Source organism: Thioclava sp. JM3 (assembly GCF_002213185.1).
GTDB lineage: Bacteria > Pseudomonadota > Alphaproteobacteria > Rhodobacterales > Rhodobacteraceae > Thioclava > Thioclava nitratireducens.
The window spans coordinates 297,805-322,317 of the sequence record NZ_NBOB01000005.1; the positions used below are offsets into that span (position 1 = coordinate 297,805).

24 protein-coding genes are annotated in these 24,513 nt (G+C 62.7%); 7 read left to right on the forward strand and 17 right to left on the reverse strand.

The features are described from left to right. Positions 1 to 882 carry a ParB/RepB/Spo0J family partition protein gene (locus tag B6V73_RS11450; protein WP_075776727.1) on the forward strand — a complete coding sequence of 294 codons (882 nt, stop codon included), beginning with the start codon at positions 1 to 3 and terminating at the stop codon, positions 880 to 882. Here the strand turns inward: B6V73_RS11450 and B6V73_RS11455 are convergent, their stop codons facing one another. Genes B6V73_RS11455 through rph form a run of 4 tightly spaced genes read right to left on the reverse strand, consistent with a single transcriptional unit; the run spans position 883 to position 3,711 of the window. Then, positions 883 to 1,236 (reverse strand): YbaN family protein, encoded by a 354-nt coding sequence (locus B6V73_RS11455; protein WP_088725295.1) that lies wholly within the window; start codon positions 1,234 to 1,236, stop codon positions 883 to 885. Further along, positions 1,236 to 2,393 carry a radical SAM family heme chaperone HemW gene (gene hemW, locus B6V73_RS11460; protein WP_206185580.1) on the reverse strand — a complete coding sequence of 386 codons (1,158 nt, stop codon included), beginning with the start codon at positions 2,391 to 2,393 and terminating at the stop codon, positions 1,236 to 1,238. Before hemW ends, B6V73_RS11455 begins: the two co-directional genes overlap by 1 nt. Further along, positions 2,390 to 3,001 (reverse strand): RdgB/HAM1 family non-canonical purine NTP pyrophosphatase, encoded by a 612-nt coding sequence (gene rdgB, locus B6V73_RS11465; RefSeq protein WP_088725296.1) that lies wholly within the window; start codon positions 2,999 to 3,001, stop codon positions 2,390 to 2,392. The genes hemW and rdgB overlap by 4 nt, the downstream gene beginning before the upstream one ends. Then, positions 2,998 to 3,711, reverse strand: a complete 714-nt coding sequence (gene rph / locus B6V73_RS11470; RefSeq protein ID WP_075776723.1) for a ribonuclease PH — start codon at positions 3,709 to 3,711, stop codon at positions 2,998 to 3,000. The genes rdgB and rph overlap by 4 nt, the downstream gene beginning before the upstream one ends. A gap of 118 nt (positions 3,712 to 3,829) precedes the next feature. Here rph and hrcA point away from each other — a divergent pair, with 118 nt between their 5' ends. After that, positions 3,830 to 4,891, forward strand: coding sequence for a heat-inducible transcriptional repressor HrcA (gene hrcA / locus B6V73_RS11475; RefSeq protein ID WP_075776722.1), 1,062 nt, complete (start codon positions 3,830 to 3,832; stop codon positions 4,889 to 4,891). A 5-nt stretch (positions 4,892 to 4,896) separates the two neighbouring features. Further along, entirely contained in the window at positions 4,897 to 5,445 is a 549-nt protein-coding gene (locus B6V73_RS11480) for a nucleotide exchange factor GrpE (protein ID WP_075776721.1), read from the forward strand. Between the two features lie 58 nt (positions 5,446 to 5,503). On the opposite strand, the gene mutS is transcribed toward B6V73_RS11480, so the two are convergent. Continuing rightward, the gene (gene mutS, locus B6V73_RS11485; RefSeq protein ID WP_088725297.1) at positions 5,504 to 8,149 is read right to left on the reverse strand and encodes a DNA mismatch repair protein MutS; all 2,646 of its coding nucleotides are present in this window, start codon (positions 8,147 to 8,149) and stop codon (positions 5,504 to 5,506) included. 119 nt (positions 8,150 to 8,268) lie between these two features. Between mutS and B6V73_RS11490 the strand changes: the two genes are divergently transcribed. After that, positions 8,269 to 10,536 (forward strand): NADP-dependent malic enzyme, encoded by a 2,268-nt coding sequence (locus B6V73_RS11490; protein ID WP_088725298.1) that lies wholly within the window; start codon positions 8,269 to 8,271, stop codon positions 10,534 to 10,536. Between the two features lie 40 nt (positions 10,537 to 10,576). Here the strand turns inward: B6V73_RS11490 and phoB are convergent, their stop codons facing one another. The 11 genes from phoB to tsaD all read right to left on the reverse strand — a co-directional run bounded on the left by phoB (position 10,577) and on the right by tsaD (position 20,556). After that, positions 10,577 to 11,269 (reverse strand): phosphate regulon transcriptional regulator PhoB, encoded by a 693-nt coding sequence (phoB, locus tag B6V73_RS11495; RefSeq protein WP_075776718.1) that lies wholly within the window; start codon positions 11,267 to 11,269, stop codon positions 10,577 to 10,579. A gap of 16 nt (positions 11,270 to 11,285) precedes the next feature. After that, positions 11,286 to 11,975, reverse strand: coding sequence for a phosphate signaling complex protein PhoU (phoU, locus tag B6V73_RS11500; protein ID WP_199224649.1), 690 nt, complete (start codon positions 11,973 to 11,975; stop codon positions 11,286 to 11,288). A 14-nt stretch (positions 11,976 to 11,989) separates the two neighbouring features. Beyond that, positions 11,990 to 12,787 carry a phosphate ABC transporter ATP-binding protein PstB gene (pstB, locus tag B6V73_RS11505; protein WP_075776717.1) on the reverse strand — a complete coding sequence of 266 codons (798 nt, stop codon included), beginning with the start codon at positions 12,785 to 12,787 and terminating at the stop codon, positions 11,990 to 11,992. A 13-nt stretch (positions 12,788 to 12,800) separates the two neighbouring features. Beyond that, positions 12,801 to 14,153, reverse strand: a complete 1,353-nt coding sequence (gene pstA / locus B6V73_RS11510; RefSeq protein WP_088725299.1) for a phosphate ABC transporter permease PstA — start codon at positions 14,151 to 14,153, stop codon at positions 12,801 to 12,803. Further along, positions 14,150 to 15,631 carry a phosphate ABC transporter permease subunit PstC gene (pstC, locus tag B6V73_RS11515; protein WP_088725300.1) on the reverse strand — a complete coding sequence of 494 codons (1,482 nt, stop codon included), beginning with the start codon at positions 15,629 to 15,631 and terminating at the stop codon, positions 14,150 to 14,152. The genes pstA and pstC overlap by 4 nt, the downstream gene beginning before the upstream one ends. An 81-nt stretch (positions 15,632 to 15,712) precedes the next feature. Beyond that, entirely contained in the window at positions 15,713 to 16,753 is a 1,041-nt protein-coding gene (locus B6V73_RS11520; protein ID WP_088723508.1) for a substrate-binding domain-containing protein, read from the reverse strand. A 131-nt stretch (positions 16,754 to 16,884) separates the two neighbouring features. Next, a complete protein-coding gene (locus B6V73_RS11525; protein WP_088725301.1) occupies positions 16,885 to 17,568 on the reverse strand; it encodes a CbiX/SirB N-terminal domain-containing protein in 684 nt (227 codons plus the stop codon). A 247-nt stretch (positions 17,569 to 17,815) separates the two neighbouring features. Then, complete coding sequence (locus B6V73_RS11530; protein WP_075776712.1) at positions 17,816 to 18,238, reverse strand: EVE domain-containing protein; 423 nt, start codon at positions 18,236 to 18,238, stop codon at positions 17,816 to 17,818. Further along, a complete protein-coding gene (locus tag B6V73_RS11535; RefSeq protein WP_088725302.1) occupies positions 18,238 to 18,507 on the reverse strand; it encodes a YciI family protein in 270 nt (89 codons plus the stop codon). Before B6V73_RS11535 ends, B6V73_RS11530 begins: the two co-directional genes overlap by 1 nt. Before the next feature lies 1 nt (position 18,508). Beyond that, on the reverse strand, positions 18,509 to 19,465 hold the full coding sequence (locus B6V73_RS11540; protein WP_088725303.1) for an NAD(P)H-dependent glycerol-3-phosphate dehydrogenase: 957 nt from the start codon (positions 19,463 to 19,465) through the stop codon (positions 18,509 to 18,511). Then, entirely contained in the window at positions 19,462 to 20,556 is a 1,095-nt protein-coding gene (gene tsaD, locus B6V73_RS11545; RefSeq protein ID WP_088725304.1) for a tRNA (adenosine(37)-N6)-threonylcarbamoyltransferase complex transferase subunit TsaD, read from the reverse strand. The genes B6V73_RS11540 and tsaD overlap by 4 nt, the downstream gene beginning before the upstream one ends. 73 nt (positions 20,557 to 20,629) lie before the next feature. Between tsaD and B6V73_RS11550 the strand changes: the two genes are divergently transcribed. Continuing rightward, positions 20,630 to 21,355 (forward strand): uroporphyrinogen-III synthase, encoded by a 726-nt coding sequence (locus B6V73_RS11550; protein ID WP_088725305.1) that lies wholly within the window; start codon positions 20,630 to 20,632, stop codon positions 21,353 to 21,355. 166 nt (positions 21,356 to 21,521) lie between these two features. On the opposite strand, the gene B6V73_RS11555 is transcribed toward B6V73_RS11550, so the two are convergent. Further along, the gene (locus B6V73_RS11555; RefSeq protein ID WP_088725306.1) at positions 21,522 to 21,944 is read right to left on the reverse strand and encodes a hypothetical protein; all 423 of its coding nucleotides are present in this window, start codon (positions 21,942 to 21,944) and stop codon (positions 21,522 to 21,524) included. 94 nt (positions 21,945 to 22,038) lie between these two features. Between B6V73_RS11555 and B6V73_RS11560 the strand changes: the two genes are divergently transcribed. Further along, a complete protein-coding gene (locus B6V73_RS11560) occupies positions 22,039 to 22,938 on the forward strand; it encodes a hypothetical protein (RefSeq protein ID WP_143597897.1) in 900 nt (299 codons plus the stop codon). Between the two features lie 10 nt (positions 22,939 to 22,948). Further along, a complete protein-coding gene (locus B6V73_RS11565) occupies positions 22,949 to 24,466 on the forward strand; it encodes a heme biosynthesis HemY N-terminal domain-containing protein (protein WP_088725308.1) in 1,518 nt (505 codons plus the stop codon). The last annotated feature ends 47 nt before the right edge of the window (positions 24,467 to 24,513 follow it).

The window sequence follows — 24,513 nt, forward strand, 5'->3', positions numbered from 1 at the left end:
ATGGCGAAAGAACGCGAAAAGCGTGGATTGGGACGCGGTTTGTCGGCTTTGATGGCGGATGTCGATCTGAACCCGGCTGAGACGACGGCATCGCCGCGCCGGCCGGAGCAATATGTGCCGGTCGAGAAGATCGAGCCGAACCCGGACCAGCCGCGTCGCGATTTCGAGCCCGCCGCCCTGGAAGAACTGGCGGCGTCGATCCGCGAAAAAGGCGTGATTCAGCCGCTTATCGTGCGCAAACACCCGACGAAGCCGGATCATTATGAGATCGTGGCCGGTGAACGCCGGTGGCGCGCGTCGCAGATGGCCAAGCTGCACCAGCTTCCGGTCATCATTCGCGAGTTCAACGACACGGAAGTTCTTGAAGTCGCGATTATCGAGAATATTCAACGCGCCGACCTCAACGCGTTGGAAGAAGCACTGGCCTACAAGCAATTGATGAGCCGCTTCGGCCACACACAAGAAAAGCTGGCCGAGGCGCTGTCGAAAAGCCGTAGTCATATCGCCAACCTGATGCGTCTGCTGCAACTTCCCGAAGAAGTGCAGGGTTACCTGCGTGAGGGGAAGCTCTCCGCTGGTCATGCGCGGGCGATGATTACCGCTGAGGATCCGGTCGGTCTGGCCCGGCAAGCCGTGGCAAAGACGCTGTCGGTGCGCGATGTCGAAAAGCTCGCTAAAAAGCAGCAGGGTGGGGAAGAGCGCAAGGCGCGTCCGAAGCCCCAGAAGGATGCCGATACGCGCGCGCTCGAAGGCGATCTTTCCGCGACGATCGGGATGAAGGTCGCGATCGATCACACGAGCAACGGAAGCGGTAAGATCACGATTTCCTACGGTGATCTGGAGGAGCTCGACCGTCTTTGCCAAATGCTCAGCAACGGCTAATCAGCTATTCGGGCGGGTCCAGATGAAAATCAGAACGCCGAGCAGCGTAATCCCCTGAATCGCTAGGATGCCGACTGGCAACCGGAAGGCTAACGACAGGCCAAAAGCCGCGAAAACAGACACTGTTGCCGCGATTTTTGCGCGTTTCGCGATAGCACGCCGTTCCCGCCAGTCGATGACCTGTGGCCCGAAACGCGGATGGGTGATGATCCAGTTGTGCAGGCGATCGGAGGACCGCGCGAAGCAGAACGTCGCTAGAAGCATCAGGGGAACGGTAGGGACAAGCGGCAGAAACAGCCCGATGATACCGATGGCGGTCGAGACGATGCCAAGCGTGAGCCAGACGATGCGCATCAGGGGATCAGGTCGCGAATGATGGCGTTCAGGACCGGGCGGCCTTGATCCGTCGCGCGCAGAAATCCGTTCTTTCTCTCGATCATGCCGATATCCTCAAGATGGCGCATCGTCGCCTCGTCGAGCGGTGAACGCGAGATCATGTTGAACCGTTCCATCTCGAGCCCTTCGGAGAGGCGTAGCGCGAATAGAAGATACTCGATTGCCTGCTCTTCGCGGGGCAGGGCGGCGCGTTCATTCTCTCCGGCACCGGTTTTTTCCACCTGCGCAAGCCAGGCGCCGGGTTGTTTGAGCGTATCGGTGGCGTGACGGACACCATTTTCGGTCAGGCGCCCATGCGCGCCGGGACCGATGCCGATATAGTCCCCATAACGCCAGTAAATCAGGTTATGTCGGCTCTCGGCGCCCGGACGGGCGTGGTTCGAGATTTCATAGGCGGGGAGGCCGTGCTTCTCGCAAATTTCCTGCGTCGCAAAATACATTTCGGCGGAGATATCGTCCTCCGGAATGCCGCGGAGCTTGCCTGCATCGTGCCGCGCACCGAACACGGTGCCGGGTTCAATGGTCAGCTGATAGAGGGAGAGGTGGTCGACTGCCATTCGCAGCGCCTCGTCCAGCTCTGACTTCCAATCTTCGATCGACTGGTGCTGGCGCGCGTAGATCAGATCGAAGCTCACACGGTCGAATTGCTTGCGCGCAATGTCGAAGGCTTTCTGGCCTTCTGCGACCGAGTGCATCCGGCCCAAACGACGCAGATCTTCGTCATTCAGCGCCTGCATCCCCATCGAGACGCGGTTCACGCCAGCCTTGGAAAAGGCTCTAAACCGCCCGGATTCGACACTTGTGGGGTTTGCTTCGAGGGTAATCTCGAAATCGTTGCTGGTTTGCCAGTTTCTGCGAATGCGTTCGATGATCGCGGCGACGATCTCGGGATCCATTAGCGATGGAGTGCCGCCACCGAAGAAAACCGTGTTGAGGATCCGGCCTTCGGTCTGAGCGGCATAGCGGTCGAGTTCGCTGAGATAAGCAGAGAGCCATCGTTTTTGGTCGATGGCGGTCGCGACATGCGAATTGAAGTCGCAATAAGGACATTTGGCGGCACAGAACGGCCAGTGAAGGTAGAGGCCGAACCCCCCGTGCCGCCAATCCTCGATCATTTCGCCTCGAATACCGTAACGAATTTGCGGAAAGCGTCCGCACGGTGCGAAATCTCGTTCTTCTGCGCGGGGTCCATCTCCGCGAAGGTGAGATCGTAGCCCTCGGGCTGGAACATCGGGTCGTAGCCATGGCCAAGCGCGCCGCGCATCGGCCAGACCAGTTGACCCTCGGCGCGGCCTTCGAACACTTCGTCATGCCCGTCGGGCCAGGCGAGAACCAGCGTCGAGCGGAACCGCGCAGTCCGGGGCGAGGGGGCCTCGATATCGTCGCAAGCCTTCCACGTCTTCTCCATCGCCATGGTGAAATCGCGACCGTTCGGGGTCGTCGCCCAATCGGCGGTATAAACGCCCGGCGCCCCGTCGAGACAGTCCACTTCAATCCCGGAATCGTCAGCCAAGGCGGGCAGGCCCGTCGTCTTGGAAGCGGCGTGCGCCTTGATCCGGGCGTTGCCGACGAAGGTGCTCTCGGTCTCTTCCGGCTCGGGTAGGTTCATTTCCTTCGCGCCAACCACCTCGACGCCAAAAGGCGCGAGGATAGCTTTGATCTCCTCGAGCTTCCCAGCGTTATGGGTCGCGACCAGCAGCTTCTTCTCGGTGAAGCTCCTCATCCGATCGCCGCTTTCTGCGCTTCCACGAGCTTCGCCGCGCCTTCCTCGGCCAGATCGAGAAGCCGATCCATCTGCTCGCGCGAGAAGGTCGCGCCTTCGGCCGACATCTGCACTTCGATGAGCTTGCCACGCCCGGTCATGATGAAATTCCCGTCGGTGCCCGCTTCGCTATCCTCGGCATAGTCGAGATCGGCCACCGGCTGGCCCGCATAAATGCCGCAGGACAAGGCTGCGACATGGTCGAGCAGCGGATCCGAGGTGCAGGCGCCCGATTTCATCAACTTGTTCGCTGCGAGACGCAGCGCGACCCAACCGCCGGTGATCGAGGCGCAACGCGTGCCGCCATCGGCCTGGATCACATCGCAATCGACGACGATCTGACGCTCGCCAAGCGCCGAACGATCTACGCCAGCGCGTAGAGCGCGTCCGATAAGTCGTTGAATTTCAACGGTTCTTCCGCCTTGCTTGCCCGCCGCGGCCTCGCGACGGTTACGCGTGTTGGTCGCGCGCGGCAGCATGCCGTATTCTGCGGTTACCCAGCCAAGGCCGGAGCCTTTCAGGAAGGATGGGGCGCGATCCTCGATGGTGGCGGTGCACAGCACATGGGTGTCGCCCATTTTGATGAGGCATGACCCTTCTGCGTGTTTCGTAACCCCGGTCTCGATTGAAATCGGGCGAAGTTCGCTTAACTCTCTGCCGGAAGGGCGCATCGTGGGGTCCTTTCTACTGAATTCACCCCATTTGATCGCCCATGCGCAGCGATGCAACCCCCGAGCCGAGATTGACCTTCGGCTTCGCGCGGCTTTAAGTCAGCTTGGATGAAGCGCGATGAGTGACCAGAACGATATTCTCTCCGAACTGAACGACCGCTCCCGCGAAGTGTTTCGCCGGGTGGTCGAAGGCTATCTGACGACTGGCGGTCCCGTGGGCTCGCGCAGTCTGACCCGAGAGATGAACGAGAAGGTCTCGGCGGCAACGATCCGCAACGTTATGCAGGACCTCGAATATCTCGGGCTTCTGGACAGCCCGCATGTCTCTGCGGGGCGCGTTCCGACCCAGATGGGTCTGCGGTTGTTCGTCGACGGGGTGATGGAAGTGAGCCACCTCGGGGACGAGGACCGCGCGGCGCTCGATGCAACGATGGGCGCGAATTCAGGCGATGTAGGGTCTTTGTTGGACCGAGTGTCGAGCGCGCTTTCGGGAATGACGCAGGGCGCGAGCCTCGTTCTCACGCCCAAACACGAGGCCCCGATCCGCCATATCGAATTCGTTTCGTTGGCGCCCGACCGTGCACTGGTCGTGCTCGTCTTCGCGGATGGGCAGGTAGAGAACCGCGTCTTCACGCCGCCGCTCGGACAGACGCCTTCGTCGATGCGGGAGGCCGCCAATTTCCTCAACGCGATGGCGGAGGGAAGAACCCTGTCCGAGCTGCGGGGCCACATCGCCCGCCAGATTGCAAATCACCGTAACGAAATCGATTCGCTCGCGACTGAACTGATCGACAGCGGTCTGGCCGCTTGGGAGAACAAGGGCGAGCGCTACGAACGGCTGATCGTGCGTGGTCGCGCCAACCTCTTGGGTTCTGAAGACGACCTCGACCGCATCCGCTCGCTATTCGACGATCTCGAGCGGAAGCGCGACATCGCCGAATTCCTCGATCTGGCCGAGGATGGCGAAGGTGTGCGTATTTTTATTGGCTCAGAGAACAAACTTTTCTCTCTTTCGGGTTCCTCTTTGGTTGTCTCTCCATATATGAACGCTGACCGAAAGATCATTGGTGCGGTGGGCGTGATTGGGCCGACCCGGCTCAACTACGGGCGCATCGTGCCGATCGTGGACTACACAGCGCAACTGGTCGGGCGGATGATCTCCGGCCAGGGCAAAGGATGAATGGCATGAGCGAGAAAAAAGACGAGATTGCCGAGGATCAGGCGCATATCGACGAGAGTTTTGAAGACGTGATGTCTTATGAAGCCGACGAGCTCGAGGCGTTGCGTGCGGAGCGCGACGATTATCGCGACCGTTTCATGCGTGCGCTGGCAGATGCCGAGAACGCACGCAAACGGGCCGACAAAGAGCGTCAGGAAGCCTCGAATTACGGCGGGACGCGTCTTGCGCGCGACATGCTGCCGGTGTTCGACGCGCTGTCGCGTGCGCTCGAGGCCGCGAATGAGGACGTGCGTTCGCAGGCCGGACCGTTCCTCGAAGGGGTCGAACTGACCCAGCGCGAATTGCTCAACGTGTTCGCTCGTCACGGCATCACCACTGTTGCGCCTGAAGTCGGCGAGAAGTTCGACCCGCAGATGCATGAAGCGATGTTCGAAGCGCCCGCGCCCGGCACCAAGGCCGGCGACATCATCCAGGTCATGGAGAACGGCTTCATGATCCACGACCGGCTTCTGCGGCCGGCGAAAGTGGGCGTCAGCTCCACTCCGAAATCCTGATCGGTACGGCTGGGGGCACTGCCCCCAGACCCCCGGGATATTTCCATCAAGAAGAAGACTACTCCGTGAGAAGCGCGCGAAGCTCGTAGAGGGCGTCGAGCGCATCTTTCGGTGTCATGTCGTCCGGAATGAGCGATTTCAGGCGTTCCTCCAGCGGAGACGGACCGGTTGGCGGGGCGGCGGGTTGCGGTGTGTTAGACACTGAAAATAGCGGCAGATCGTCGATCACCGCCTGTTTCTTGCCACCGCCTTCGCGTTCGCCCTTCTCCAGCGCATCAAGGACGATCCGCGCGCGTTCCACGACGGAATGCGGAAGCCCGGCGAGCCGTGCGACCTGAACGCCATAGGAGCGGTCGGCGGCGCCTTTGCGAACCTCGTGCAGGAAGATCACTTCGCCTTCCCATTCCTTCACCGCGACAGTCGCATTTTCGACGCCGTCTAGCTTGGCCGACAGCGCGGTCATCTCGTGGTAATGGGTCGCGAAGAGGGCTCGACAGCGGTTGGACGCGTGCAGATGCTCCATGACCGCCCAGGCGATCGAGAGCCCGTCATAGGTTGCCGTTCCGCGGCCGATTTCGTCGAGGATCACCAGAGCGCGGTCATCGGCCTGATTGAGGATCGCGGCTGTTTCCACCATCTCGACCATGAAGGTCGACCGGCCCCGCGCCAGATCGTCCGCCGCACCGACACGGCTGAAGAGTTGTGACACGAGGCCAATATGGGCGGATTTCGCCGGAACGAAGCTGCCCGCCTGTGCGAGAAGCGCGATCAGGGCGTTCTGGCGCAGGAAGGTCGATTTACCGGCCATGTTGGGACCGGTGAGCAGCCAGATCGCGGGGGTCGCGCCTTCGGTCAGTTCGCAGTCATTCGCGATGAACGGCTCGCCGGATTTCTTGAGCGAGGCTTCGACGACCGGATGCCGCCCGCCTTCAATCTCGAACGCGTGGCTGTCATCGACTGTGGGTTCTGCCCAGTCTTCGTTGCGCGCGAGCGTCGCGAAAGCGCTGGCGAGGTCGATTTCGGCGAGTGCGCGCGAGGCCTCGTTGATCGGGCCCGCGCGGTCGAGAATTGCCTGTCTTAGGCTGGAATAGAGCCTTTTTTCGATCTCCAGCGCATGGTTTCCGGCGTTCAGAATGCGGGTCTCGATCTCGCTCAGTTCGACCGTCGTGAAACGCACTTGGTTCGCAGTGGTCTGACGGTGGATGAAGCGCTCCGACAACGGCGGGGCGAGCATCTTCTCGGCATGGGTGGCGGTGGTTTCGATGAAGTAGCCCAGCACGTTGTTGTGCTTGATCTTGAGCGAATTGATCCCCGTGGCCTCGATATATTCCGCCTGCATTTTCGCGATCACGCCACGGCCCTCGTCGCGCAGCTGGCGCGTCTGATCGAGATCTTCGTCGTAGCCTGCCGCGATGAAGCCGCCGTCGCGCGCAAGAAGCGGGGGCTCCGCGATGAGCGCCGCATCCAGAAGGGCGGTGAGGTCGTCATGGCCCATCAGTGCCTTGGTGGCAGCGGCGAGCAGCGGCGGGGCCTCGACGGCGGACACCGCTTCGGCGATCCGCTCGGCCTGCGCCAACCCGTTGCGGATCGCGGCCATGTCGCGTGGACCGCCGCGGTCGAGGGCGAGGCGCGAAAGCGCTCGATCCATATCGGGGCAGCGCTTCAGATCGGCGCGGATATCTTCGCAAAATCTACCCTGTTCCAGCAGAAAACGCACGGAATCGTGCCGCGCGTGGATCTCGGTCAGTCTCCGGGACGGGGCGGAGATCCGGCGTTCCAGAAGCCGCGCGCCGCCTGCCGTAACGGTGCGGTCGATGGCATTCAGGAGCGAGCCGTCGCGCCCGCCCGAAAGTGCCTGCGTCAATTCCAGATTGCGCCGCGTGGCGGCGTCGATCTGCATCGCTGCGCCGCTGTCTTCATGCACAGGACGGCGCAGCAGGGGCAGTTTCCCTTTCTGCGTGATCTCGAGGTAATCGACGATCGCCCCCATCGCGGCCATCTCGGCGCGGGTGAAACTGCCGAACGCATCGAGCGAGCCGATGGAATAGAGCGACAGAAGCCGCGTCTCCGCCGCCTGACTGTCGAAGCTCGCCCGCGACAAGGGCGTCATTGCGGCTCGCATATCAGAGATTATTTCGGCGCAATCGGCCTCTTTCGCCTCACTGACCAGCACTTCACGCGGCGCAAGCCGGGCAAGCTCGGGGCCCAGCCGCGATAGCGGGCAGGGCGTCACGCGGAACTCGCCGGTAGAGATATCGACCCACGCAATCGCGGCTTCGTCGCGCACCTCGGCCCAAGCAGCGAGGAAGTTGTGGCGGCGCGCCTCCAGCAAGCTTTCCTCGGTAAGCGTACCGGGCGTGACCAGCCGCACCACATCGCGTTTCACGACGGATTTCGACCCGCGCTTCTTAGCTTCGGCAGGGTCTTCCATCTGCTCGGCGATCGCCACGCGGAAGCCTTTTCGGATCAGCGTCAGCAAATAGCCCTCGGCCGCGTGCACGGGGACGCCGCACATCGCGATATCCTCGCCCATGTGCTGACCACGCTTGGTCAGCGCGATGTCGAGCGCGGCCGCAGCATCGACCGCGTCCTGAAAGAACATCTCGTAGAAATCACCCATCCGATAGAACAGGAGTGCGCCCGGATTGGCCTCCTTGATCCCCAGATACTGTTCCATCATCGGTGTGACGGTCGGCTTGGCCATGTGCCCCCCATTTGCTGGTCGCGCGACCCTACAAAACCCCGGATTCGGGCGCAATTCCGTTGAGTGACGGATCACGGGACGTTAAACCGGTTCGGACCTGCAGGAGGAGCACCGGCCCAATGCCCAGCAAGAACCGTATCACGCCCGAAGAGGCGTTGGCCTATCACCTCGACCCGCATCCGGGGAAATACGACATCACGGCGTCGAAGCCCATGACGTCGCAGCGCGATCTGTCGCTGGCCTACAGCCCCGGCGTTGCCGTGCCGGTGAAGGCGATCGCGGAGAACCCCGAGCTCGCCTACGACTACACCGTGAAGGGGAACATGGTCGCGGTGATCTCGAACGGCTCGGCCATTCTTGGGTTGGGCAATCTCGGGGCGCTCGCCTCGAAACCGGTGATGGAGGGCAAGGCGGTTCTCTTCAAGCGCTTCGCCGATGTGAACGCGATCGATATCGAGCTCGATACCGAGGATGCCGACGAGATCATCAACGCCGTGAAGCTGATGGGGCCGACCTTCGGTGGGATCAACCTCGAGGATATCAAGGCACCGGAATGTTTCATCATCGAGCAGCGGCTCAAGGAGTTGATGGACATCCCGGTGTTTCACGACGATCAGCACGGCACGGCGGTGATCTGTGCGGCGGGTCTGATTAACGCGCTGGAGCTGTCGGGCAAGAAGATCGAGGACTGCAAGATCGTGCTGAACGGCGCGGGGGCTGCGGGCATCGCCTGTCTGGAACTCGTGAAGGCGATGGGCGCGAAGCACGACAACTGCATCATGTGCGACACCAAGGGCGTGATCTATCAGGGCCGCACCGAGGGCATGAACCAGTGGAAATCGGCCCATGCGGCGGTGACCGATGCCCGCACGCTGGAAGAGGCGATGAAGGATGCCGACGTGTTTCTCGGGGTGTCGGCCAAGGGGGCTGTGACGCCCGAGATGGTTCAGTCGATGGCCGACAACCCGGTTATCTTCGCGATGGCGAATCCGGACCCGGAAATTACCCCGGAAGAGGCGCAATCGGTACGTCCCGATGCGATCGTGGCGACGGGGCGGTCGGACTATCCGAACCAGGTGAACAACGTCCTCGGCTTTCCGTACCTGTTCCGTGGCGCACTCGACATTCACGCCCGTGCGATCAATGACGAGATGAAGATCGCCTGCGCGAACGCCCTGGCGGAGCTGGCGCGCGAAGACGTGCCCGACGAGGTCGCGATGGCCTATGGGCGCAAGCTGAGCTTCGGGCGCGATTACATCATTCCGACGCCCTTCGATCCGCGGCTGATCCACGTGATCCCGCCGGCGGTCGCGAAAGCCGGGATGGATACCGGCGTGGCGCGCCGTCCGATCATCGACATGGAAGGCTATGCCCAAAGCCTGAAGGCGCGGATGGACCCGACCGCCTCGATCCTGCAGGGCATCCACAGCCGCGCGCGTCAGGCGCAGGCGAAGATGATCTTCGCCGAGGGCGATGACGAGCGGGTGCTGCGCGCTGCCGTGGCCTATCAGCGCTCCGGCATGGGCGAGGCGCTGGTCGTGGGCCGCGAGCAGGACGTGAAGGAAAAGCTGGAAGCGGCAGGTCTGGGCGATGCCTATCGCGAGTTGCGCGTGGTGAATGCGGCCAATTCCAAGCATACTGAGACCTACAAGGATTTCCTCTACAAACGCCTGCAGCGGCAGGGCATCGACCGGCAGGACGCGCATAAAATGGCGACGCGTGACCGGCATGTCTTCGCGGCGCTGATGCTGGTCCATGGCCATGGCGACGGGATGGTGACCGGGGCGACGCGCAAATCGGCGCATGTGCTGGAACTGATCAACAAGGTGATCGACGCGCGGCCTTCGGATGGCGCGGTCGGGATCACCGCCGTGCTGAACAAGGGCCGCGTCGTGCTGATCGGCGATACACTGGTGCATGAATGGCCCGACGAGCACGATCTGGCGGATATCGCGACGGCGGGGGCGCATGTGGCGCGCGGGCTCGGGCTCGAACCCCGCGTGGCGTTCTGCTCCTTTTCGACCTTCGGCTACCCGGTTTCGGAGCGCGCCACGAAGATGCATGTCGCACCGAGAATCCTCGACCAGCGCGGCGTGGATTTCGAATACGATGGCGAGATGACCGTCGATGTGGCGCTCAACATGGAGCAGATGAAGAACTATCCGTTCTGCCGTCTAACCGGCCCAGCCAATATCCTCGTCGTGCCCGCGCGGCATTCGGCGTCGATCTCGGTTAAGCTGATGCAGGAAATGGCGGGCGCGACCGTGATCGGACCTATCCTGACCGGGACGAGCCATGCCGTGCAGCTCTGTTCCACGAGCGCGACGGTGAACGATATCCTGAACATGGCGGCGCTCACCGCGTGCAAGCTCTGCCTGAAGGAATGATTTGAAAAAGGCGCGCGGTGATCCGCGCGCCTTTGTCGCTTTATCCGAGCGCGTAACCCGTGCCGCGCACCGTGCGCACCGGATCATCTCCACCATTCGCCATCAGTGCCTTGCGGAGCCGCCCGACATGGACGTCGATGGTCCGGGTGTCGACATAGATGTCGCGTCCCCAGACCCGGTCGAGCAGCTGGTCGCGGGTCCAGACGCGGCCCGGTTTTTCCATCATCGTGGACAGCAGCCGGAACTCTGTCGGCCCGAGTTTCAGCGGCTGGCCGTTACGGAAGACGCGGTGTTCCTCGGCGTCGAGGATGATGTCCTCGAAGCTCAGCCGTTCACCCATCGTCGCGGGGCGGGTGCGGCGCAGTTGCGTGCGCACGCGCGCCATGAGCTCGACTACCGAATAGGGTTTCACGACGTAGTCGTCTGCGCCGGTTTCCAGACCCCGCACCCGGTCCACCTCTTCCGAGCGCGCCGAGAGCATGATGATCGGGATGTTGCGCGTGTCGGAATTGGCCTTCACGCGGCGGCAGATCTCGATGCCGGAAACGTTGGGCAGCATCCAGTCGAGCACGATCAGATCGGGCTTTTCTTCCTTCACGAACAGCAGGCCCTCGTCGCCGTTCTCCGCCATCACGACGCGAAACCCTTCGGCTTCGAGGTTGTAGCTGAGAACTTCGCGCTGGGCGTTTTCGTCTTCGACCACGAGGACGCAGGGCTGTTGGGCTGGCGACATTTTTCAGGGTCTCCGGTCAGGCCACGCTGGAACTTTTCGGACGCGCATCCTCCGGCATTTCGCCGGTCACGAGATAGATCACCTGTTCGGCGATCGTCGTCGCGTGGTCGCCCATCCGCTCGATATTCTTCGCGATGAAATGCAGGTGCATGCAGGGCGTGATGTTGCGCGGGTCTTCCATCATGTAGGTCAGGAATTCGCGGAACAGCGCGTTGTACATCTGGTCGACTTCGAGGTCGCGCTCGCGCACATCGGCGGCCAGTTTCGCGTCTCGCTGGATATAGGCGTCGAGCGCGTCCTTCAGCATCGCTTCCGTGGTGCCCGCCATGCGGCGGATCGCGGTGGCGGTGCCGGTAATCTGCGGGCCGTCGGACAGAACCTGCGTGCGCTTGGCGATGTTTTTCGCGTAATCGCCGACGCGCTCGAGGCTCGCCGAGATCTTGATGACCGAGAGCGCCATGCGCAGGTCGCGCGCGGCGGGTGCGCGCAGGGCGATCAGGCGCGCGGCTTCTTCGTTGATCTTCTCTTCCAGTTCGTCGACCGCACGGTCGCGGGCGCGGATTTGCTCGGCCAGTTCGAGGTCGCGCACTTCGAGGGCGCGGGCGCTTTCGAGGATCTGTTCCTCGACGAGGCCGCCCATCTTCACGACCAGGGCCTGCACGGCTTCAAGGTCGCGGTCGAAGGCGGAAAGGATATGCTCGCTCATGATTATTTGCCTCCTCAGCCGATCCGGCCGGTAATGTAGCTTTCCGTCCGGCTGTCGGACGGGTTGGTGAATATCTTGTCCGTATCGTCGTATTCGACGAGATTCCCGAGGTGGAAGAACGCGGTTCTCTGGCTGACGCGCGCGGCCTGCTGCATCGAGTGCGTCACGATCACCACCGAGAAATTCGCCCGAAGTTCGTCGATCAGTTCCTCGACCTGCGCGGTCGCGATCGGGTCGAGCGCCGAGCAGGGCTCGTCCATCAGCAGCACTTCCGGCGAGGTCGCGACGGCGCGCGCGATGCACAGGCGCTGTTGCTGGCCGCCGGAAAGCCCGGTCCCGGGAGCGTGGAGGCGATCCTTCACTTCGTTCCACAGCGCGGCCTTGCGCAGCGAATCCTCGACCACCTGATCCAGCTCGGCCTTGTTTTTGGTCAGGCCGTGGATTTTCGGGCCGTAGGCCACGTTGTCGTAGATCGATTTCGGGAAGGGGTTCGGTTTCTGGAACACCATGCCGACCTTGGCGCGCAGCTGCACCGGATCGACGCGCTTGTCGTAGATGTCCTCGCCATCGAGCAGGATTTCTCCCTCGACGCGGGCGACGTCGATCGTGTCGTTCATCCGGTTCAGGCATCGCAGGAAGGTCGATTTCCCGCAGCCAGAGGGGCCGATGAAGGCGGTGACAGTCTTGTCGAGGATGTCGACATTGACGTCTTTGATCGCGTGGGTGTCGCCGTAGTAGACCTGCACGTTGCGTGCGGTGATCTTGATGTCGTCAGTGGTCACGGCTCTCTCCGTCAGGCTCATGTCTTCCATGTCTCGCACTCCCTTACCAACGGCGCTCGAACTTGCGGCGAAGGATGATGGCGATGATGTTCATGCCCAAAAGGAAGATCAGTAGAATGATGATACCTCCCCAGGCGCGTTCGTAAAATGCCGGGTCGGCGCGCTTGGCCCATTCGTAGATCTGCGCAGGCATGGCGGAGTTGGGAGAGACGAAGCCGTCCCAGAACCCGTCCGGCGAGTTCGTTGCGATATAGCCGACCATCCCGATCAGCAGAAGCGGCGCGGTCTCCCCCAAGGCCTGCGCCAGACCGATGATCGTGCCGGTCAGGATGCCGGGCATCGCCAGCGGCAGAACGTGGTGGAATACCGATTGCATCTTAGACGCGCCGATGCCGAGCGCCGCGTCGCGGATCGACGGTGGCACGGCTTTCAGCGCGGCGCGGGTTGAGATGATGATCGTCGGCAGGGTCATCAGCGTCAGCACGAGGCCACCGACCAGCGGGGCCGATTGCGGCAGATGCGCGAACTGGATGAACACCGCGAGGCCGAGGATACCGAAGACGATCGACGGCACTGCGGCGAGGTTCGAGATGTTCACCTCGATCAGGTCAGTGAAGCGGTTCTTCGGTGCGAATTCTTCGAGATAGATCGAGGCGGCGACACCGATCGGCAGGGCCAGAACGAGCACCACGAGCATCATGTAGAACGAGCCCAGCATCGAGATCCCGATTCCGGCCTGCTCGGCGCGGCTGTCCGAAGCGTCGGCGCCGAAGATGAAATCCCAATTGAAGCTCTTGTGGATGATGCCCGCCCTGCGAAGCTGATCGACGAGGTCGAGCTGCGCCACGGTGATGTTCTTGTCCTTGGCGATCTCGTCGCGATGCACCCGCCCCTTGAGGTAGCTGTCGACCCGCGAGGATGCGAGTATCTCGAAATTCACCGTCTGGCCGATCAGCGATGGGTCTGCGAGGACCGTATCGCGCACCTGGCTCGCGGCAGAGGCCGAGATCAGGTTCTTCATGTCCTTCGCCTTGGCGAGATCGGTTGTCGCGCCGGATTTCTCCACCGCGTCGAGAAGCCCTTTCTCGATCAGCGGTTTGTAGGTGAAGGTCGTCGCCTTCTTAAGGTCCGCCGGGTCGCGGTTGCCCTTCTTGTCGAGCTTCGCGGCGTCTAGGTAGACCGGCACCTGAATGAACGTCTGCTGGAATGCGGTCGCACCGTTGGAGACGATCGTCACCAGCAGGATCACGAGGAAGGCGAGGCCGATCCCGATCGCACCGATGCCGAGCGCTTTGAAACGCTTCTCGGAGGCGTTGCGGCGCTTCGTGCGGGCATCGACATGATGCAGCGAACGTGTCGCGGGCTGGCTTGCGCCGTATTGGGTCGCATCACTCATTCGTATTGCTCCCGGTATTTGCGCACGATGTAGAGCGCGAAGATGTTGAGCCCCAGCGTCAGGACGAACAGCGTCATGCCGAGCGCGAAGGCGACCAGCGCCTCGGGGGAAGCAAAATCGGCATCGCCGGTGAGCTGCGAGACGATCTTGGCGGTGACGGTGGTCATCGCGTCGAACGGGTTCATGCTGAGGCGCGCGGCGGCGCCTGCACCCAGCACGACGATCATCGTCTCGCCAATGGCGCGCGAGGTCGCGAGGAGCACCGCGCCGACGATGCCGGGCAGGGCGGCGGGCAGGATTACCTGCTTGATCGTCTCGGATTTCGTCGCGCCGAGGCCGTAGGAGCCGTCGCGCAGCGATTGCGGCACCGCGTTGATGATGTCGTCGGACAGCGAGGAGACGAAGGGGATCAGCATGATGCCCATCACCAGACCCGCGGTCATCACCGCCGTGCCCGCATGCATCCAGCCGCCATCTGCCATCGCAGCGGTCGGACCCGAGGGGCCGAAGATCGACAGCAGGAAAGGCCCGACGGTCAGCAGGGCGAAAAGGCCGTACACGATGGTGGGGATCCCGGCGAGTACTTCGAGCAGCGGTTTCACGACGCTACGCACCGATTTCGTCGCGTATTCCGACAGGTAGACGGCCGCGAACAACCCGATCGGAACCGCTACGAGAAGCGCCACGAGCGAGATGTAGAGCGTGCCCCAGAGAAGCGGCAGGATACCCAGCTCCGACCCGCCGCCGAAGCTCGGCGACCAGGTGGTGCCGAAGAAGAAATCGGTGATGGGATAGAGGCGGAAGAACTCGATCGTATTGAAGACAAGCGAGAGGACGATACCGATCGTGGTCAGGATCGCGATCGAGGCGGCGGCGATCAGAAGAACGCGAACCCCGTGCTCCACCGTGTTGCGGGCACGAAAGTCCTTGTTCGTGCGTATATAGGTGACGGCGAAACCCGCGGCTGCGGCGAGAAGGACGAAGATCGTCATCGCCAGATCACCGGTCGAGGTCATATCGCGGTAGGTCTGTGCCGCCTTCAGCGTCGCCGGATCGACATTGGAGCCGAGCGCGACACCGACCGAGCCGAGAACGTCGCGCAGGTCCGTGGTCTGAAGATCGAGATTCGCGGCTTGTCGTGCGCTCAGCGCGCCTTCCGAAATTGCGGTATCGAGCCCGTCGGCGACGCGCCGGACATCCGACATCACGAGGCTCATGTTCGAGCCTTCCAGCAACGTTTCCGGAATCTCGGCGGAGACGCGAGCATTCACGATCAGCGGCTGTGCCACCATCCAGACCACAAGGAGAAGAAGCGCCGGGACCGCGGTGAACATCGCGACGTTGAAGCCGTAATAATTCGGCAAACTGTGCAGGGAACGTCGGTCTTCGCCCGCCGAATGCAGCGCGCGCATTCGACCCATCACGAAGCCGACTCCCGCCAGCACGACCACGATCACAACGATCCACAAAACAGGCATTTCAGCCCCACCAGTTGGAAATTACCAAAAAGGAAAAAGGGGGCGGCGAAATATGCCGCCCCCTGAAGATAGCGGTCTCGATTACGAGCCCGAACCCATGGTCACTTCGTTCGCCACGGCTTCCTGGGTCTTCGCCAGTTCCGGGTCGGCGACGAGGCCGTATTGAGCGAGCGGGCCGTCGGGGCCAGCCATGTCGTCGGAGACGAAGAACTCAGCGTATTCCTTCAGGCCGGGGATCACGCCGATATGCGCTTTCTTGACGTAGAAGTAGAGCGGACGCGACACCGGGTAGTCGCCCGACGCGATGGTCTCGGTCGAAGGCTCGACGCCCGACATGGTCGCAACTTTCAGCTTGTCGGTGTTGTTCTCGTAGAACGCCAGACCGAAGACGCCGATGCCGTTCGGGTTCGAACCGATGCGGGCGAGGGTCTCGGTGTAGTCGCCGTCGATATCGACAGCCTTGCCGTCGGTGCGGACTTCCATGCAGGCCTTGCTGGCAGCCTTGTCGTCCATGCCCGAAGCCATGAAGGCTTCTTTGGCGCCGGTGGCTTCGCAGCCAGCTTCCAGAACCTTCTCTTCGAAGACTTCACGGGTGCCGTGCTTGGTGCCCGGGATGAAAGCGACGATGTCGGCATCCGGCAGGTCCGAGTTGAACTCGTTCCACTTGGCGTAGCTGTTGTCGACGATCTTGCCGTCCTTCAGGACCTTCGCGCCGAGCGCGTTGAAGATGTCCGAGGGCGTGAACGCGTTGAAGGCCGGGCCGTCTTTTTGCGACGCGAAGACGATGCCGTCATAGCCGATGCGAACTTCCATGATGTCGGTGACGCCGTTGTCGGCGCAGGTCGCGACTTCCTTGTCCTTGATCTTGCGCGAAGCGTTCGCGACGTCGATCGTGTTTTCGCCAACGCCTTCGCAGAAGCGCTTCAGGCCAGCCGAGGAGCCGCCCGATTCCACGACCGGGGTCGGGTAATCGAAGTTTTCGCCGAAAGCTTCGGCGACGATGGAGGCGTAGGGCAGCACGGTCGAGGAACCGGCGACCTGGATGTTGTCACGCGCGATGGCGGCGGTGCCCGAAACGGCGACGATCGCGATCGCGGAAGCGGCGAGGTTGAACGATTTCATAGATCACTCCCAGTGTTCTGAAATTTGGGCCGTCGTGTGGCCTCAGCGCGGTCCTAGGCGTCTTCGGTGACGCTTATGCAAACATTATGTAACAGCTATGTGACAATCTACGAGTCCGTGAAGGATCGTGATCAGCCTCGCGAAATCGCCTGTGCAATCAGGACGGGAACCTCACGATGCGCCCCGATTTCGGGCAAAAGGCTCCCCCGGTAGCTAGCCGCCTGCAACGCCTGAGGAATATCGCCTGTCACATGTCCTGCCCGCAGCGCGAAGAACGGCAAACACACGCCATCCGGGTGTGCGCGGGCCACGTCTTCAAGGTAGGGCGGCTCCTCGATCAGGGCTACATGAATCTCCGGCATGAGCGGATTCCGGACCAGAGTTTCCGCCATGTCGTAAACCGAATTGCGCGATTTCCGCGAGATTTTCGACCCGTGCGCCACGAGAATCACCGGCGAGTCGGTCGGGACATTTTCTGATTCACGCGCATCGAAAATGACCTTGGTCAGCAGATCGGGCAGCGCCGGATCGACGCCGAACGGATCGAGCTGGCGCGCATCAGATCCCGCAGCCGCCAGCCGTCGCGGAAGTTCGGTCTTTGTGAACCATCCCTGGGCCATGAAATAGGGATAAATCAAAGGGTTTTCGTGCCGCGCCAAGGCGGCTTCCAAAGACCCCGGAGTCGCGAGCGTCGCCGCATCTATGGAGCGCCCGGAGCTTTCTGCTGCAACCTTTTCGGCCAAGGACAGCAGGGCCTTTTCCTGAGTTTCAGGCTCTGACGGGGATCCATGTGCGACGAGAATGACCGGTTGCATGGGCTTAGATTAGCGCGGCGGCGTCCCTTGGCAACTGCCCGATTCCCGCGTGAATTTTGCATTAACGCTATGAATTTTAAGAGTATTGTCCGCAGATGCCATTTGCACGAGCATTTCTTTGGATATACGGAGATCAGAGAGGCTAGGACGGCCAGACCCGAGATTTGGTTTCACGTGGTGCGCAGGGGTGCGCGCGGGGTGACGGAGGGTTCTGGCCGAGGTGCCGGAACCCTCCAGTTTTTCCGGCTCAGTTCGGATCGGTCTCGCCCATGTCGCAGACGATCTTCCATTCTTCTTCCGTGACGGGCTGAACCGACAACCGCATCGAGGTGACGAGCGACATCTCCGACAGGCGCGGCTCGCCTTTCACATCGGCCAGCGTGACAGGCTTGGTGAACGGCCGCACCGCCTTGAGATCCACGCAATCCCAGCGCGGATCGTCGGTCGTCGAATCCGGATGGCTCTCGGCGACGACTTCGCAGATGCCGACGACCTCCTTGCCGATATTCGAATGATAGAACAGGCCGCGATCGCCGATCTTCATCTCGCGCATGTTGTTGCGCGCGAGATAGTTGCGGATGCCGTCCCATTCCTCGCCCGCATCGCCCTTGGCGACCAGATCGTCCCAGGAAAACTTGTTGGGTTCCGATTTGAACAGCCAGTACCGCATCAGCCGATCACCTTTTTCCACGCCTTGACCTGCACATCCTCGAACAGGCCCGCCTTGGCATAGGGATCGTTCGCCGCCCAATCCTGCGCGGCTTTGAGGCTGTCGACTTCGAGGATCACGAGTGAACCCACCATTTGTTCATTCTCGATGAAAGGGCCCGCCATGAAGACCGCGCCGGTCTCTTCGATATAGGCGAGATGCGCCTCGCGATTGTCCATCCGGGTTTGCAGGGCGCCGGGTTTGTCGCGGCAGATCACGGCAAAATACATCTCATTCCTCCTTCAAGGGGCGGGCGAGCAGGGCCTGCATCGCCTCATCCACGCTGATTGTTCGTTCGGTAAGCGCAAGAACCATCGCGGCGACGGGAATTTCCAGCCCGCGCCGATGCGCCAGCTTGTTCAGGGCCCCGGCGGTCGCGACGCCTTCGACGGTGATAGATGGATCGAAGCCTTCGCCGGACCCGATCGAGCAGCCCAACCGGAAATTGCGCGACTGCGTCGAGGTGCAGGTCAACACCAGATCGCCGAAGCCCGACAGACCCGACAGCGTCTCGGCCCGCGCACCCAGTTCCGTCGCGATCCGCAACATTTCGGCGAAGCCGCGGGTCATCAGCGCGGCGCGCGCGGAGTCCCCGAGCCCCGCGCCGATCACGGTGCCCGCGGCGATCGCGTAGACGTTTTTCAACGCACCGCCGAGTTCCGCCCCGGTCGTATCGGTCGTGCGGTAAAGCCGCAGCGTCGGCGTCGACAGCTCGGCCTGCAATTCCTCGGAATGATCGGCGCAGGCAAGCGTCAGGGCGGTCGGCAGACCGCGCGCGATATCGGCTGCGAAACTCGGCCCCGTCAGCACGGCGGCGCGGGCGCCGGGCACCTTGGCGCGGATCAGGGCCGTCGGCCCTTGGCCAGTGGAGAGGTCGATTCCTTTGGAGCAGGAGACCAGGGTTTTGCCCGCGAGCGTCTCGGAATGGGCATCGAGAAACCCGGCCATCTTCTGCATTGGCATCGCGAGAAGCAGCGTCTCGGCGGCGAGTGCGTCCTCGATGTCTGCCGAAACAGTGATGTCTTCGGGCAGCTTCACACCCGGAAGGCGGCGCGAGTTCTCCCGGCTTGCCTGCATGGTCCGAACCTGCTCGGCATCGCGCGCCCAGAGGGTCACCGGTCCGTTTTGAGAGAGGCTCACCGCCATCGCGGTGCCAAAAGCGCCCGCGCCCAAGACCGAAATCGTCATGCCTTCGCCCCCTTCTTTCCCGATCCGAGAAGCGGAGCGGCGCTGCGGTCCAGCGGCCAGCGCGGGCGGGCGACCAGATCCATCCCGTCCTGCGCGCCGCTGCGGAACCGTTCGATCCCGGCCCACGCGATCATCGCCGCGTTATCGGTGCAAAGCTTTAAAGGAGGGGCCACGAATTCGGCGCCCATTCCTTGTGAAACAGTCTCTAATCCGGCCCGAATGGCCTGATTTGCCGCGACGCCACCTGCGACCGCGAAACCGGGATTGGCGGGCGAAAGCTTTAGATATTCCGCCAAGGCACGACGCGATTTCTCGACGAGAACATCCGCGATTGCCTGCTGAAAACCGGCGCAAAGATCGGCGCGGATCTGGCGCGGCAGCCCGTCATGCTCCGCGACCACCCGATCGCGGGCGCGCAGCAGTGCCGTCTTCAGCCCGGAGAAGGACATGTCGCAGCCGGGCCGATCCAGAAGGGGTCGCGGGAAGGCGAAAGCCTTGGGATCGCCCTTGCGCGCCTCGGCCTCGACGGAGGGGCCGCCGGGTTGGGGCAGTGCCATCAGTTTCGCTGCCTTGTCGAAGGCCTCGCCTGGCGCGTCGTCGATCGTGCCGCCGAGCCGCGAAAAATCTTCCGGCCCCTTCGCGATCAGGAACTGGCAGTGCCCGCCGGAGACGAGCAGCATCAGATAGGGAAACTCCAACCCGTCGGTCAGGCGCGGGGTTAGCGCATGGCCCGCCAAATGGTTAACGCCAACCAACGGCAGACCTGCCCCAACTGCGAGCCCCTTGGCGCACATTACCCCCGACATCACCCCGCCGATCAGCCCCGGACCCGCCGTCACGGCGATGCCATCCAATGCGCCGAGCCCAAGCCCGGCTTGCTCCAGCGCCTCTTCGACGCAGAGATCGAGCTTCTCCGCATGGGCGCGCGCGGCGATTTCGGGGACCACGCCACCGAAGGCCGCATGCAGATCGGTCTGCCCGGCGACGACGCTCGAGAGGATTTCCGGCTTGCCATCCGTGAGGCGCACGATCGCCGCCGCCGTATCGTCGCAGCTCGATTCAAGCCCGAGAAAGGTCAGCGTATCGGTCATCCGGGTGCCTGTTGCGTGGGTTATCCAACGCAGGTAACACCGGGGAAGCGTTCGCACAATCCCGGGGCGGTGCATGGACAGCCAGTCTGAGAGACCGATTCTCCTCGTTACGCGACCCGCTGTTGCGGCAGAGGGATTCGTTCGGGCCTTTCGCGACAGGTTTGGCGCCGATTGGCCGGCTGTAATCTCGCCACTGACCGAGATCGAGTTGCTGGACACGCCGATCCCCGAGTTCCAGACAGCGATCTTCACATCGCAACATGCGGTGGCCGCATTTCATCGGATGGCGCAGGGAAGGGGCCGTCAAGCCTATTGCGTGGGGCTGCGCACGGCACGAGCGGCGCGCGAGGCCGGGTTCGACGCGATCGCCGGGCCGGGCGATGCCGAGGCTCTGAGCGAATTGATCGCCCGGCAGCAACTCGGCGGAAAACTGCTCTTCCTGAGAGGGGAGCAGATTGCCTACGACCTTGAGGAACGGCTGAATTCCGCCGGAATAGAGACTGAATCGACGATCCTCTACCGCCAGCTTCCGCGTCCGTTGAGCGCCGAGGCGAAGGCGGTTCTGCGCGCATCGCGCCCTGTTTTGGCACCGATTTTCTCGCCGAATGCGGCGGACCGCTTCCTTGATGCGCTGCCGCAGGCGCCGCACCCGCCGCTCTTTGTCGCAGCCATGAGCGAGGCAGTGGCGTCTCGCTTCAAAAGCGCTAGCTTGTGCCATCTGGAAGTTGCTCGGCATCCTGACGCGCAAGGGATGCTCGATGCGCTTGCCGTCTTGCTGCAAAGGCAAAAGGCGGGTTGAGCAGGCGCGGGCGGACTTCTAAGTTGATATGAACGCGCAATTTGGTGCGGCAGCGGAGGGCTTAGACGATGGCGAAACGGACAACCGGAAAATCTTCCGAGACGAGCAAGCCGGAAGACGCGAAATCGACCGCCGAGTCCGAGGCCAAAACCGACGCCGCCACTTCTCAAACCTCGTCGAAGGACACCAAGGCGGCGGCGTCGCCCGAGGCGAAAGATAAGCCGAGCACGGCTGCCGCCAGTAAAACGGACACCGCTGCGAAATCGAGCGCGTCGGCGAAGCCGTCCTCCACCTCTACGTCTTCGTCCAAAACGGATACCTCCAAGACCGCGAATGAGGCCGCCAAGTCGACCTCCACTCCGACCTCAGCGCCAGCGACCAAATCCGACACCCCCGCAAAATCGGATGCGGCGTCGAAGTCCAGCTCTACACCTGCGAAGGCTGAGACGACTTCGACTCCGGCTACGAGCAGCGCCAAGGCGGAGATCGAGCCGAAGAAAAGCGAGACAGCGAGCGGCTCGGAGAATAAGTCGCAGACCACGAAGCCGGCGACTGCGACGAGCTCGACGAGCAGCTCGAACGCCGACAAGACCTCGCCGAAAAGCGATACGGCAACGTCCGGCGCGTCGTCTCAGCCTGTGATCGAAAAGCGAGGCGGGTTCGGCTCTGCTTTCCTCGGAGGCGTGATTGCTGCCGTGATTGGGGCCGGCGTCGCGATCTGGGCGATCCCGAACCTGCCGCCGCAGCTTTCGGGATGGCTTCCGAACGCGCCGACTCCGGTCGATGGGGCCGCCATTCAAAGTCAGCTAGACGATCAATCGAAACAGATCAGCCAGCTCTCGGAAGAGCTCGCGACTCTGAAATCGTCGCAACCGCCGGCGCCGGATCTGTCCGGTGTGCAGAGCGCGCTCGATCAGGTCAACGCGGATATCCGGACGAATAAATCGGCGCTCGAGGACTTGAAATCGCAGATCGCGTCCCTGCAAAGCGACAATGGCGGCAGCGCGGCTCAGGCCGAAATCGAGGCGGCAGCGAAAGCCGCCGAGGCCCGGATCAAAGAGGCCGAAGCGCAGGCCCAGAGCCTGAAATCGCAAAGCGAGGCGGCGGCCAAGGCCGCGATGACGCAGGCCGCGGCGGCGCGCGTGAAAGCGGCGCTCGATGCGGGAACGTCGCTCGACGCGCCGCTGGCCGATCTGCGCGACGCGGGTGTCGACATTCCGGCGGCGCTCAACGGCGACATTCCGAGCCTTCAGTCGTTGCAATCGAGTTTCCCGGATGCCGCGCGAGCCGCGCTTCAGGCGGCGCGCCGGACCGAAACGGGTGGCTCGATCAGCGATCGAGTTGGCGCCTTCCTTCTGGCGCAGACCGGGGCCCGGTCGGTAGCGCCTAGAGAGGGCGACGGGGCGGATGCGGTGCTGTCGCGGGCGCAGGCCGATGTCGATCGCGGCGCGCTCTCCGATGCGCTCGACGAGATCGCGAAGCTGCCCGACCCGGCGCAGGAGGCGATGTCCGACTGGGTGAACCGGGCGAAAACGCGGATGGCGGCGATCGACGCGGCCAACCAGCTTGGCGCGACGCAATAAGGAGACAGACATGATCTGGTCATTCATCAAAATCGCGCTGTTTCTGATTGTCGTCGCCGCCGCGACGCTGGGCCTCGCGCATCTCGCCGAGATGACGGGCGGTCTTCGGATCACCACGCTCGGCATGGAATTCACCCTCGGCCCGCTTCAGGCGGTGATCGCGGCGATTGTCCTGTTCATCGCGATCTGGATCGTGATCCGTATCGTCGGTCTGGTGGTGGCGTTCTTGCGCTTCCTGGCGGGCGACGAAACCGCGATTACCCGCTACTTCGACCGCCATCGCGAACGCAAAGGCTATCAGGCGCTGTCCGAAGGGTTGCTCGCGGCGGCGTCCGGCGAGGGCAAGCTCGCGATGTCGAAAGCGGCGAAGGCCGAACGCTATCTGCAACGCCCGGAGCTGACCAACCTTCTCACCGCGCAGGCTGCCGAAGCCTCGGGCGACTCGAAGAAAGCGACCGAAGTCTACAAGCGGCTTCTGGCGGATGATCGCACGCGGTTCGTCGGGATTAGGGGGCTGCTGCGGCAGAAGCTCGAAGCGGGTGACACCGAAACCGCGCTGAAGCTCGCGCAGAAAGCCTACGCGATCAAACCGCGCCATCGCGAGGTTCAGGATACGCTTCTGAGCCTGCAGACCGAAACGGGCGACTGGAAAGGTGCGCGCGAGATCCTTCGGGCGAAGATGCGTCAGGGCGAATTGCCACGTGATGTGCATAAACGCCGCGACGCGGTGCTCGCGCTGCAAGAGGCGAAGGGTGTTTGGGAAGAAGGAGCGAGCGTCGAGGCGCGTGAGGCCGCGATTTCGGCCGCCAAGGCGTCGCCCGATCTGGTGCCGGCCGTGGTGATGGCGGCGCGCGCCTATATCGACAAGGGCAAGAAGGGCGCGGCGGAGCGGATCCTGCGCAAGGCGTGGGAAGTTCAGCCGCATCCAGATCTTGCCACCGCCTTCGCCGAGATCGCCCCGGACGAGTCGCCCGATGCACGGTTGAAGCGATTCTCGAAGTTGCTTTCGAGTCGTCCCGACCATGAGGAAACGCGGCTTCTGAAAGCCGAACTGAACATCGCGGCCGAGGACTTCCCGGCGGCGCGCCGGGCGCTGGGCGATCTCGTCGAGACGCATCCGACGGCGCGGTCGCTGACGATCATGGCCGCGGTCGAGCGTGGCGAAGGGGCGGAAGATGTCGTCGTGCGCGGCTGGTTGGCCCGCGCCCTGACCGCGCCGCGCGGTCCGCAATGGTGTTGCGACAAGTGTCAGAACATCCAATCCGAATGGACACCGATCTGTGATAACTGCAACGGTTTCGACACGCTCAGCTGGCGCGAGCCGCAACAGGCGCAATCGCCGCTGCCGCATGGGGCGGAGATGCTGCCCTTGATCGTCGGCAAACCGGCTGCGGAGCCCGCGTCGAAGGAGGAGGTTCAGTCGGAGGACGCTGCCATTCAGGACGCTGAAATCGTCGACCCGCCGAAGGATGAGGGCGATGCTGCAGGCGCATCGAAGGAGGCACAAAGCCGAACTGCGACAGCTTGATCATTTTGGGGCTACACATCCCCGAAAGAGCATGGTAATCGCCCGCC